Annotated in this window: 16 protein-coding genes; 8 read left to right on the top strand and 8 right to left on the bottom strand. The window is 41.0% G+C overall.

The window, feature by feature from the left end:
- Positions 1 to 146 precede the first annotated feature (146 nt).
- Together C8322_RS10735 and C8322_RS10730 are read right to left on the bottom strand one after the other, a co-directional pair.
- Complete coding sequence (locus C8322_RS10735) at positions 147 to 422, bottom strand: XRE family transcriptional regulator (RefSeq protein ID WP_228156502.1); 276 nt, start codon at positions 420 to 422, stop codon at positions 147 to 149.
- Positions 423 to 454: 32 nt separating this feature from the next.
- Positions 455 to 814, bottom strand: coding sequence for a type II toxin-antitoxin system RelE/ParE family toxin (locus tag C8322_RS10730; RefSeq protein WP_004809973.1), 360 nt, complete (start codon positions 812 to 814; stop codon positions 455 to 457).
- 441 nt (positions 815 to 1,255) lie between these two features.
- On the opposite strand from C8322_RS10730, the gene C8322_RS10725 reads away from it, so the two are divergent.
- The 3 genes from C8322_RS10725 to C8322_RS10715 all read left to right on the top strand — a co-directional run bounded on the left by C8322_RS10725 (position 1,256) and on the right by C8322_RS10715 (position 2,193).
- Positions 1,256 to 1,495: a type II toxin-antitoxin system ParD family antitoxin gene (locus tag C8322_RS10725; RefSeq protein WP_004809971.1), complete on the top strand. Its 240-nt coding sequence runs from the start codon at positions 1,256 to 1,258 to the stop codon at positions 1,493 to 1,495.
- 105 nt (positions 1,496 to 1,600) lie between these two features.
- The gene (locus C8322_RS10720; protein WP_004809969.1) at positions 1,601 to 1,903 is read left to right on the top strand and encodes a type II toxin-antitoxin system RelE/ParE family toxin; all 303 of its coding nucleotides are present in this window, start codon (positions 1,601 to 1,603) and stop codon (positions 1,901 to 1,903) included.
- Positions 1,900 to 2,193, top strand: coding sequence for an addiction module antidote protein (locus C8322_RS10715; protein ID WP_004809966.1), 294 nt, complete (start codon positions 1,900 to 1,902; stop codon positions 2,191 to 2,193). Before C8322_RS10720 ends, C8322_RS10715 begins: the two co-directional genes overlap by 4 nt.
- A gap of 149 nt (positions 2,194 to 2,342) precedes the next feature.
- Here the strand turns inward: C8322_RS10715 and bfr are convergent, their stop codons facing one another.
- The 6 genes from bfr to gmk form a co-directional block, all read right to left on the bottom strand.
- Positions 2,343 to 2,807 carry a heteropolymeric bacterioferritin subunit Bfr gene (gene bfr, locus C8322_RS10710; protein WP_004809965.1) on the bottom strand — a complete coding sequence of 155 codons (465 nt, stop codon included), beginning with the start codon at positions 2,805 to 2,807 and terminating at the stop codon, positions 2,343 to 2,345.
- Between the two features lie 246 nt (positions 2,808 to 3,053).
- Positions 3,054 to 3,248 (bottom strand): bacterioferritin-associated ferredoxin, encoded by a 195-nt coding sequence (locus tag C8322_RS10705; RefSeq protein ID WP_004809963.1) that lies wholly within the window; start codon positions 3,246 to 3,248, stop codon positions 3,054 to 3,056.
- A 172-nt stretch (positions 3,249 to 3,420) separates the two neighbouring features.
- Entirely contained in the window at positions 3,421 to 3,804 is a 384-nt protein-coding gene (locus tag C8322_RS10700; RefSeq protein ID WP_004809961.1) for a RidA family protein, read from the bottom strand.
- 123 nt (positions 3,805 to 3,927) lie between these two features.
- Positions 3,928 to 6,030 carry a RelA/SpoT family protein gene (locus tag C8322_RS10695; protein ID WP_111810605.1) on the bottom strand — a complete coding sequence of 701 codons (2,103 nt, stop codon included), beginning with the start codon at positions 6,028 to 6,030 and terminating at the stop codon, positions 3,928 to 3,930.
- 220 nt (positions 6,031 to 6,250) lie between these two features.
- Positions 6,251 to 6,532: a DNA-directed RNA polymerase subunit omega gene (rpoZ, locus tag C8322_RS10690; RefSeq protein ID WP_004809957.1), complete on the bottom strand. Its 282-nt coding sequence runs from the start codon at positions 6,530 to 6,532 to the stop codon at positions 6,251 to 6,253.
- A gap of 76 nt (positions 6,533 to 6,608) precedes the next feature.
- A complete protein-coding gene (gene gmk / locus C8322_RS10685) occupies positions 6,609 to 7,232 on the bottom strand; it encodes a guanylate kinase (protein ID WP_111810604.1) in 624 nt (207 codons plus the stop codon).
- Between the two features lie 134 nt (positions 7,233 to 7,366).
- Between gmk and ispH the strand changes: the two genes are divergently transcribed.
- The 5 genes from ispH to C8322_RS10660 all read left to right on the top strand — a co-directional run bounded on the left by ispH (position 7,367) and on the right by C8322_RS10660 (position 11,126).
- On the top strand, positions 7,367 to 8,317 hold the full coding sequence (ispH, locus tag C8322_RS10680) for a 4-hydroxy-3-methylbut-2-enyl diphosphate reductase (protein ID WP_111810603.1): 951 nt from the start codon (positions 7,367 to 7,369) through the stop codon (positions 8,315 to 8,317).
- A gap of 163 nt (positions 8,318 to 8,480) precedes the next feature.
- A complete protein-coding gene (locus tag C8322_RS10675) occupies positions 8,481 to 8,921 on the top strand; it encodes a pilus assembly FimT family protein (RefSeq protein ID WP_111810602.1) in 441 nt (146 codons plus the stop codon).
- A gap of 18 nt (positions 8,922 to 8,939) precedes the next feature.
- Positions 8,940 to 9,422, top strand: a complete 483-nt coding sequence (pilV, locus tag C8322_RS10670; RefSeq protein WP_111810601.1) for a type IV pilus modification protein PilV — start codon at positions 8,940 to 8,942, stop codon at positions 9,420 to 9,422.
- Complete coding sequence (locus C8322_RS10665; RefSeq protein ID WP_111810600.1) at positions 9,415 to 10,440, top strand: PilW family protein; 1,026 nt, start codon at positions 9,415 to 9,417, stop codon at positions 10,438 to 10,440. The genes pilV and C8322_RS10665 overlap by 8 nt, the downstream gene beginning before the upstream one ends.
- Positions 10,440 to 11,126, top strand: coding sequence for a pilus assembly protein PilX (locus tag C8322_RS10660; protein ID WP_111810599.1), 687 nt, complete (start codon positions 10,440 to 10,442; stop codon positions 11,124 to 11,126). Before C8322_RS10665 ends, C8322_RS10660 begins: the two co-directional genes overlap by 1 nt.
- The last annotated feature ends 18 nt before the right edge of the window (positions 11,127 to 11,144 follow it).

The raw sequence follows: 11,144 nt of genomic DNA, 5'->3' as shown, positions 1-11,144 counted from the left end.
GAGGGGGATTGAGGGGGATTGAGGGGGATTGAGGGGGATTGAGGGGGATTTGAAAAAGGTGAGCCATGTATGGTGCAAGGAGGCGGATTCAAAAACTCATGCCTCAAGGAGAAGTCCTTCTTGTAGATGAGAGTTCAGAGCATAAACTAAATTTCTGAAAAATTCGTGATTTTTACTGTGCCATCGGGAAAGCGTGCAATCACTTCTAATTGACCTCCCATTGCTTCAATATGGCTGCGTAAAGTAGAAACATACATATCGGTACGCTTTTCTAATTTTGCAATTGCAGGTTGTTGAACGTTAAGTAAATCGGCCATGACTTTTTGTGATAGCCCGCGTGCTTGACGTAACTCTTGCAAAGGCATTTCACTCATGTGCTGTTGAGCAAGTTGGTGTGCTTGTTGTTGGGAGTCGGCAGACATTTTTGCACGTAGAGCAGTAAATTTTTTTGCCATTAGATTAAACCCTCTTTTTTCAATTGATTAAGATGATCATCATATAGACGCTCTGCAATAGGGATATTGATCTCATACCAACGGTCATCGCCAGTTTTATCACCAGCAATCAGTAAAATTGCGGTACGTCTTGGGTCAAAAGCGTACAAGGTACGAAGTGGGCGACCTTGATGTTGCGTTCTTAATTCTCTCAGGTGATCGTACTTTTGCGTACCATGAATTCCACTGCTATGTGGGAATTTTAGATTTGGACCAAAAGTTTCAAGAAGTTCTACTGAAGCAGCAATTGATATTTGCTCTTGCTCTGTCAGAGTTTCCCACCATTGTTCAAACTCATCGGTATATTCGACATCCCACATGATTTATTATACTCTTTATATTCCATTGATGGAATGTTGTTGTGTTAGATAAAAGACAATTTCAACTCAGCCTGATTTTGAATCATCTTGCTGTGGTAAATGGTTGATTTTTTTGTATAAATATTTGTTTTACATTGTTTTTATTTATTTTCTTGAAATATAGATATTACCAAGCTCATGCAGACTTATAAGAAGAACTCAGCCTGACGACTATACAAAAATTATATTAACAAGCGCGTTAAATATCGTCAATTGACTAAGGCATCGCTAAGGTTGAAGATACCAATGTTGAAAATCTCTCCCAAGCTCTCTTTAAAAAAGAGAGGGGTATTCATTATGAAATTGATTTCATGTGTGAAATTGAAGTAGCGTTGAAATTTTGCTCAGATAAAGGCATTTATGTTAGAACTGTATGATCTATTTATACAATAAGGCATGCTAATGGCGAGAACTACGAGTGTAACAATTGACCCACAACTCGATGACTTTATGAGCAAACTGATTGAATCTGGATGTTATGGTTCAACCAGCGAAGTGATGCGATCTGCATTAAGATTATTGGAACAGCAAGAAAATCAAACTGTAGCTTTGAAGCGAGCGATTGAAGCAGGCGAGAATAGTGGCGAAAGTACACTCAGCCTAAAAGATATCGCGGCTCAAGTGAAGCAGAAGTATCAATAGCGTATTTTTATGTGAAGCGTTGCGCATTTTTGCAATTAGCTAAGCTCTATTGAGCTAGACAACAAAAATAAACTTCTTAAACTGTAAACTATAGATTACAATTAAATGTATAAAATTATAACCACTCAATCTTATGCTGCATGGTTTGACTCATTAAAAGACACGCAAGCGAAGGCACGTATTAATGCTCGTTTGCGTCGGGTAGAACTGGGAAATTTGGGTGATACTTCACCTGTTGGTGATTATGTATCTGAATTGAGATTTTTCTTTGGTCCTGGCTACCGTATTTATTTCATGCAGCATGGGAGTGAAATTTTGCTCTTGCTCGCAGGTGGAGATAAATCTACACAGCAAAATGATATTCGTACAGCACTGAAACTGGCAAAAGAAATACGAGGTGAAGCATGATTGTTGAGTTAAAAAAATGGGACATACAGGATCATCTTAAAACTGATGAAGATAGACAGGCTTATCTTGAAGCGGCTTTAGAAGAGGCGGGGGATGATCCTGTATATATTGCGCATATTTTGGGTGATATTGCTAAATCGTATGGCATGACTAAACTTGCACAAGAAACGGGTTTAAGCCGCGAAGGGCTATATAAGTCTTTTGGAAAACAGGGAAATCCTAGTTTTGTGACGGTGAGTAAAGTGGCAAATGCATTGGGTTTAAAATTGACGTTCCAGCAAATATCATAAGTTCAAAGAATCCCAGCGGATGAATCTTTATCTCTTACTTTAAAAGCATGATTCAATCATGACCTAAGATGAACTAAAAACCTCTACCAAACCCTAAAAACAAAAGACTGGAAAAACCAGTCTTTTGTGCGATTGAAGCGAGATGAATCTTAGAGTTGGCTTTGAATATAGTTTTCAATGCCTACAGTTTCAACCAAATCAAGCTGTGTCGTTGCCCAGTCGAGGTACTCTTCTTCTTTCTCTAGAATTTCCTGAACCAAATCACGAGTTACATAGTCCAGTTGTTGTTCTGCCAAAACGACGGCTTTTTGAATCGCTTCAATATTTTCTTGGACTTTACGCACATCACATTTCAACACTTCAGCCGTATGCTGACCGATATATAATTTGCCTAAATGTTGTAAATTTGGCAGCCCTTCTAAAAATAAAATACGTTCAATAATTTTGTCAGCATGTTTCATTTGACGAATCGACTCTTTATATTCAGCCGAGCCGAGTTGTTCAATGCCCCAATCATTAAACATACGTGAATGCAAAAAATATTGGTTAATTGCAGTCAGGTGATGATACAAAACTTGGTTGAGTTGATTAATCACATCACGATTGCCTTTCATTGCAGCACTCCATCAACAATTTCTGCCTTAAACAGCTTAAGGCAATCTATATTTCTATCTTAAACAAGACTGGGCAAAATGGCGAGTGATTTATCGAACGGCGAATGAAAATCGCAATCAAAAACAATTAACTAGGTGGTGTGAAGAAATGTAAGTCAAGAAAAACCCGCTGTAGTCGAAAGCGGGAGAGGAAACACTGAGTATAAATTATAATATTAAATGGGGGAGAGCAATAAAACGTCAGCTTTAGGCAGCAACGGCAAGACGAGACGCAATTTGTGCAATTTCATCGCTAATGATAGCGCGAGTTTCAGGTGCACAGCGACCACAACACGTGCCCAAGTCAAACATATCGCGAATTTCACGATAGCTCTCTGCACCATTGGCAACGGCTTCTTTAATGTCTTGATCTGTAATACCACGGCATAAGCAAACGTACATGAATGCAACCACAATAATTGAAATAAGATAAGAGTTATTATTGATAATTATTATCGTTTGTCAATAAAAATCATTTGAAAGGTCATTTATTGTAATTGAGTTTTTGAATTAAAAAATGCCACTTAACAGGTGGCATCGTTTAATGGTTTTTAAGTGCTTGAATCATAATCACTTATGAATTGATAATCACCACACCATCCATTTCAACTAAAGCACCTTTAGGCAAGCTAGCCACACCTAAGGCTGCACGCGCAGGGTATGGTTGTGCAAAGTATTCGCCCATAATCTGATTGACTAATTGAAAGTGTGATAAATCCGTCAGGAAAATATTCAGCTTGGCAATATCGGCCAAAGAACCGCCCGCAGCTTCACAAACGGCTTTTAAGTTATCAAACACGCGGCGAATTTGCGCTTCAATGCCTTCTACCAATTCCATGCTGTATGGGTCTAAACCAATTTGACCAGATAAATAAACAGTATTGCCCACTAAAATGGCTTGAGAGTAAGTACCAATTGCTGCAGGTGCATTTTCAGTATGGATGACTTGGCGAGACATTGATTTCTCCTAAAATAATGTACGAACATCATAGACCATCCGACTGCATTTCAATAGCCTGATGAGTCTATAATGCAAAATCGGTGAAGGTGCGGCACAGTCCAACTATGTAGCCACATTAAATTAACAAGCTTTGGCTTCTTCTGCGATGCTGATGGGGCGCGCTAAACGGCTAATTCGTGGGAAACCGAAGCGCATACGTAAATCACGAATAATTTTGGCAATTTGCTTACGGTTATTCACCACAATATTCACATAGGTTTTGCCATCGTGGCTACGTACCATTTCTACTCCGGTTTTGGCCTTACGACATTGATAGATCAAATCGGAAATTTGTTCGTCATTCATATCCATATCAATGCTGAGATAAGCTGTAAAACTCACGTCATCTACATCTTCCGAAGTCCATTGTAGCGGCATGATATTTTCAGGATGTTGATGTTGCTCATGCAGTAAGTTGTTGCAACGCGCACGATGCACAATCAAGCCACGGCGTGACAAGTTACCCTGAATCGGATCGCCCAGTACAGGGTTGCAACAGTGCGCATATTTCACGTCAATACCTTCTGTGCCCTGAATCAGACGGTCAGAATGTTCGCTGCTGTCGTGATCGAGTGCATATATGTGATTCGCAACCAACTGTGGCAATAAATCACCGACTGCAATTTGCTCAAATAAACGGTCTTTAGAGTCAATGTGGCGCCATTGCAACACATTTAACCAATCGGCTTCGGTTAAGTCTTGAATCGAGTGATTAAATAATTTCAGTGCTCGGTTAAGCGCTTGCTGACCCACCAAACGCTGTTCTTCAATATCCTGATCACGCAGAATATTTTGTAAAGCACGACGGGCTTTTTGGGTATTAATGAAGCTCAACCAATCTGGGTTGGGTGTGGCTAAAACATCGGTGATGATTTCGACCACTTGCCCGCTGATGAGTGGTGTGGAAAGTGGTTTGCTTTCACCATTAATTTTTGTACCGACGGCGTGGTTACCTAAGAATAAACTGGCTGCATAGGCAAAATCAACCGCGGTGGCGCCTTGCGGCAATTCATGTAAATGTCCGTGCGGGGTATAAACATGAATTTTCTCTTGGTGTAGATAATCCAGTAAATCGCTAAATGTAGTTTTAGCGCATTCACCATCAATCAACACGTTCAAGCTTTGCATAGAGGCTTGAATGGCAGAACGGCAGGCTTGCGGTGCGTTTTCACCCAAGACCACACCAAAACGTGCGGCTTTACGCATCAATTCAGTTTGAATGGTAAGTGATAAGGTGGTTTGTTCACCTTTTAGACGCATCATGAGCGATTGGTTGCCGCCTGGCAGTGGGCGACGGATATGATCTTCATAATGCAAGACCTGAAAGCTGTCACGTAAAATATCAGCCAAACGGTCACAGTCAGCAATGCTTTGTAAAATAATTTCAAAGGCGTGGCTGTGGGTCAGTTCTTGTAGATCAATATCGTTTTTAACAAAGTGGCGCAGTAATTCAATATTGTTATTTTTCTTTTTAATACGACCTGCAATTTGATTGTCTTGTAGCAGGTCGGCAAGGTTTTGTTCCCATTTAGACTGGTATTCGCAGCGTTTTGGCTTGGTTTGCAAAAGGGCGGCTTGCACATCGTTATACATATCTAAATCTAGGTTTTGATAACACAGATGTTCAAGATTATCCGCCATTTCATTCATACCCACGATACGTGCCATAGGTACAAACACATCAAAAGTTTCTTGAGCGATACGGGCACGTTTGTCTGGTCGCAGCGCATCTAATGTGGTCATGTTGTGATAACGGTCTGCCAGTTTCACAATAATGACACGTGGATCCTGTAAGGTTGCTTGCAGAATTTTACGGAACGAAGCGGCTTTGTTGTATTCCTTGTCGCTCGAATGGCTAAGCTTAGTTACACCATCGACCAGTTCGGCAACGGTACGTCCGAATTTTTCTGTGATGTCATCTTTGCTGTAGTCGGTATCTTCTATGACATCGTGCAATAGCGCAGCAATGAGCGTGTCGGCATCCAAACGCATGTGTGCCAAAATACAGCTCACCGCAATCGGGTGTAACACATACGGTTCACCACTTTTACGGGTAACGCCATCATGCGCATGTTCAGCATAATCGCAAGCCGTAAGCACCTGTTCGACTTCACTTACGCTAAGGTAAGGTTCGATCATGGCTTGAAGCTGTTGTTTGGCTTGGCTGACCATCGTGCCTGGCATATAACACCCTTTAAAATACAAGTGATAACGAATCTACAGTTAGACCTTATAATGAAAAGCATATTGCATGACTTGTCAATTTTTTTCATGCCAAAATAGTGATAAATTTGGCACTAAATTAGGGTCTTAATCCTTATGTTATAACGGTTTTTAGCGCAAGATTAAAGTTCAGACAACAAAAAAGCCTAGTAAAATACTAGGCTTTTTCAGAAAGTGGTTCTTATTGGAAAGAAAAACCATCTAAATTCAAATTATTTGCAGAAAGTGCAAGGTCAAGACTCGAAGTTTGATAGTCTTGGTCACGTTGTTTCAAAATGTCTTTAGAAACGTGACCTTCTGCAATTTCACGTAAAGCAACAACGGTAGGTTTGTCGTTGTCCCACTCAACGGTAGGTTCTATGCCTTGACGTGCCAATTGACGCGCGCGCTTGCTTGCCACTAGTACAAGCTCAAAGCGGTTGTCTACATGGTCTAAACAATCTTCAACGGTAACGCGTGCCATAAGGATTCTCGTTCGAATAATAAATTTAAACAGACTGTGCAGTATAAGGTGCTTTGCTTATAGACTCAAGTTTTAATCACGCGCTTGGCGGGCTAATTAACTTTTCAATCAAGGCTTGATGACGATGTGCCTGCTGCGCCATCACCAAACGATTAGCCGTAATCACCGATTCTAAATCGTGCAGAGCCTTATTAAAGTCATCATTAATAATCACATAGTCAAAATTGACATATTGTTGCATGTCTTCAACTGCGCAGCCTAGACGATGTTCAATCACATCGACTGTATCGGTGCCACGGTTAGACAAACGCTCGCGTAAATCAAACTGACTTGGTGGAAGAATAAAAATTTGCTTCGATTCAGGAAAAAGATTGCGTACTTGTTGAGCACCTTGCCAGTCAATTTCAAGTAACACATCGTGACCTTTGGCTAACTGCTCTTTAACCGTTGCTTGCGCGGTGCCGTAATAATTGCCAAACACTTCAGCATACTCAATAAAACCGCCTTGTTTTACCAAGTCGATAAAATCTTGTTTTTGTGTGAAGTGATAATGCACACCATCGAGTTCGCCGGGACGTTGACCGCGTGTTGTGTGAGAAACTGAAACGTGTAAATTATTCACACGCTCAAGCAGGGCTTTAACGAGGGATGTTTTGCCTGTTCCTGAAGCGGCAGAAACGACAAACAATAGACCCGACATGATATTTTTCCTGATATGATAAAATATCTTCTCTATTTTAGAGTAGACGCCCCTTAAACAAAATAGCCAAGATGGCTTTTGTTGGCATAAATTTTTAAACATCCCACCTATTTAACTTCAACATAGAGGGTTCTATGGAAATTGTATTGGCGAATCCACGTGGTTTTTGTGCAGGTGTAGACCGAGCAATTGCGATTGTAAATCGTGCCCTTGAGTGTTTTAACCCACCTATATATGTACGTCACGAAGTGGTACACAATAAATTTGTGGTGGATGATTTGCGTCAGCGAGGCGCCATTTTTGTCGATGAGCTGGACGAAGTGCCAGATGACAACATTGTGATTTTTAGTGCGCACGGTGTATCTAAGGCAGTACAACAAGAAGCAGAGCGTCGCGGCTTAAAAGTGTTTGATGCCACTTGTCCATTGGTTACCAAAGTACATATTGAGGTGACTAAGTATGCGCGTGAGGGCACAGAGGCGATTTTAATTGGTCACGAAGGACACCCCGAAGTTGAAGGAACCATGGGTCAGTACGACAAGAAAAATGGCGGTGACATTTATTTGGTGGAAGATGAAGATGATGTGGCTGCACTTGCGGTTCAGCATCCAGATAAAGTGGCTTTTGTGACACAAACCACCTTGTCGATTGATGATACTGCCAAAGTGATTGATGCCTTGCGCCAAAAATATCCGAATATTCAAGGACCACGTAAAGACGATATTTGTTATGCTACTCAAAACCGTCAGGATGCAGTGCGTGACTTGGCCAATCAATGTGATGTGGTGTTGGTGGTGGGTTCGCCAAATTCATCTAACTCTAACCGTTTACGTGAGTTGGCTGAACGTATGGGGAAACGCGCCTATTTGGTGGATAATGCAGACGAGTTGGAGCAAGCATGGTTTCAACAGAATACAAAGATTGGTGTAACTGCGGGCGCATCTGCACCAGAAATTTTAATTAAACAAGTGATTCAGCGTTTGCAAGACTGGGGTGCAACTGCCCCTGAAGAGCTTGCAGGCCGTGAAGAAAATATTACCTTTAGTTTGCCCAAAGAGTTACGTATTCCTGTAACACAGGCTTAAGCTGCGAAGCATATTAAACTTTAAAAAACTGATTAAAAATAGGCAGATAACCATTCAATGACGGTTATCTGCTTTTTTATGCCTTTTGTCCTGAAGTGTGAGGGTTTTGTAAAGTTGTTGGTTATTATTTTTAATAGGGCAATGTCTGTGTCTTGGGGGGAGTATGCGAGAAAAAGAAAACGGGTTCACCTTAATAGAATTGATGGTGACGATTGCGGTGATGGCGATTATCGCGATGATGGCGGCTCCGTCTTTTATCCAAATGGTTCGGAGCAATCAATTGCAAAGCGATGCAAGAGCTATTGTTGAATTGGCAACAATGGCACGTTCCGAAGCTGTATTTACTAAGAAAGAACAGAAGTTGGCACTAGACGCCTCGGTAACAGACGGCAAGTTCAAGTGGTTGCCAGAGCAACATACCAGTTGGGCAACCAAACCAGTCAATAGCCTGACCTACAATATGTTTGGCTTTTTAGTTTCAGCGAATGATCGTGAGTGTTTTATTTTGCAGCATCAAAAAGATAGTTCAAAAAAAGCAGTCATCGAGTTTTATAAAAATGGTTCGATTCGATATGAACGCTCAAATAGCACATGCCCAAATTAATAGGATGAGGGTAAAACAATGATAAGAAATCAACGTGGTGTTGGCTTGGTCGAGGTTTTGGTGGCATTGGTGCTGCTTGGAATTGCAGTGCTAGGCTTTACTGCTTTGCAAATTCGGGCGGTTGCTGCCAGTGCAGACGCAGGTCAAAACATTCAAGCTATGAATATTGCACGAGATTTATCTGAACGTATCCGTATGAATCGTGATGGATTAAATGAATATAAGGCAAATGCAACCGTGATAGATTGTGCTGCAAATTTTTGTACCAGTGATCAAATGGCAGCCTATGACTTTAAACAAGTTCAGTTGCGTGCAGAAAATTTAGGCATGTCTATTGCTGTGAACGACTGCCAAGGTTCGACCCTGAAAAGAAAATGTGTATATGTGGCTTGGGATACAACCACTGCAACAAATGGAAGTGGAGGTAATCACTGTACCAATGGGACAGCGTATAACCCAAACGCACAATGCATAATTATGGAGGCTTATAACTATGACTAAGCTTCAGAAAGGTTTTACTTTACTTGAGCTGATGATTAGCTTGGCAATTGGTTTGTTGGTGGTCAGTGCAGCAACTGCTATTTTTCTCAGCGCACAACGATCTTTAGGATTTCAGTTGGGTATGGGTGATGTGCAGCAAAACTCAAATTTTGGTTTGGCAATGCTGACTCATGACTTACGACACGCCAATCTAAACACACCGTCTAACCAAAAAGTTAATAATAAGATGGTGGGTTCTGGCGTAATTTTTGCCCAAGAAAACTATCCATCAAGCTTACATGCGAATTTGATTGATGATGTTGCTTTAAGTCAGCAGAATTTACAAGAAGATGCAACCACAGGTAAAAGTGATCAAATTGTGATTCAGTTTGTGCCACAGTATCAAATTGAAGAAGCATCAGATGTTGACCCAAATGATGCTACCAAGAAAATCAATGAAAGATTATTAAGCAATACAGATATGTATGATTGCGAAGGCAATAGAATTGGATTTACAACCGCCAAAGCCAATGAGGATACCCAAGCAATCCGCCCAACCATGGTGCAGCGTTACTATGTGGCAAAATTACCAACCTCACAGCAGGGCAGTGATGGTTTGGATCGTTACGGACTGTACTGTGATGCAGGGCATTATAAAGAAGGTGATAGCAGTATTACGGGCTTAAATAATAACGCACAGTTACTCATGCAAAATATTGATGCGTTTAAGGTGCTTTTGGGGGTGAAAAATCCACAAAATAATCAATTGCGTTATCTCACAATGGATGAGTATACCGATTTGATGTCATCTATTACCGAGGAAAAAAATTATCTACAAGTGATTTCATTGCAAGTTTCTGTGGTTGCGCGATCTGCGACCAATATTGGGGCTGATGCTGGTTTAAATAATAAAACTATTACCCTCCCAGGCACCGCAACTGCAGTGGTGTTCGATGGTGATGCGAATTTGAATAAAAAATACATACGCCAACTGGTCACTCAAGTGGTTGGTTTGCGTAATACATTGGGAGCATCGTAATGAAACACCAAAAAGGTGCAACGCTCATTGTGGTTTTGGTCATTCTGATTTTAATTACCTTGGTAGGTACATTAGCCGTTCGTTCTGGGATTTTAGGATTAAGACTGGCCACCAACAGCCAAGTGCAGGCTTTGCTTTTAGAAAATAGTAATGCGGCATTATTTAATTTGGAAAATCCAAATCAGATTGAGCGTCAATTAGCCCAAGATGGTATGTATAGCTATTTTAACTCCGCTGCTAATGCTGAAGATGAGTTGGTGTTTTGCTACCGTGCATCGCAAAGTACATTTTTTTCTATGAGTCAAGCCAGTGCAATTTCCCGTACAGGTTCAAAAACCAAAATTGGGGTAACAGGTTATTGTAAAGCCAATCAGTTTGCGACAGGGCGTTCAGCGGTATTGGCGCAAGTCTATTTAAAGAAAAATATAGACAATGTGGTGCCATTTGCACACGTAGCTCAAAACACCAGTATTGGCTCAAGCAGCTTACCTGTGGTGTCGAACAGTATTAGCGTCACCGTGATTTCAGTTTTGCCAAGTTTTTCTAGTGCAAGTACAGCAGAAATAGAAGGTTGCTTTAGAGAGCGTGCGGCAAATGTATCACGCTGTTTTGAAAATTTAAATATTCCCTATAACACCCAGCGCGCAGACTATGTGGTAGGTGGTCAGCCAAAGCTTGTGTCGTAGTTGAACAGGATCAGTGAG

Origin of the sequence: Acinetobacter sp. SM1B (assembly GCF_003289665.1) — a bacterium.
GTDB classification, from domain to species: domain Bacteria; phylum Pseudomonadota; class Gammaproteobacteria; order Pseudomonadales; family Moraxellaceae; genus Acinetobacter; species Acinetobacter schindleri.
This window is presented reverse-complemented; position numbering and strand designations above follow the sequence as displayed.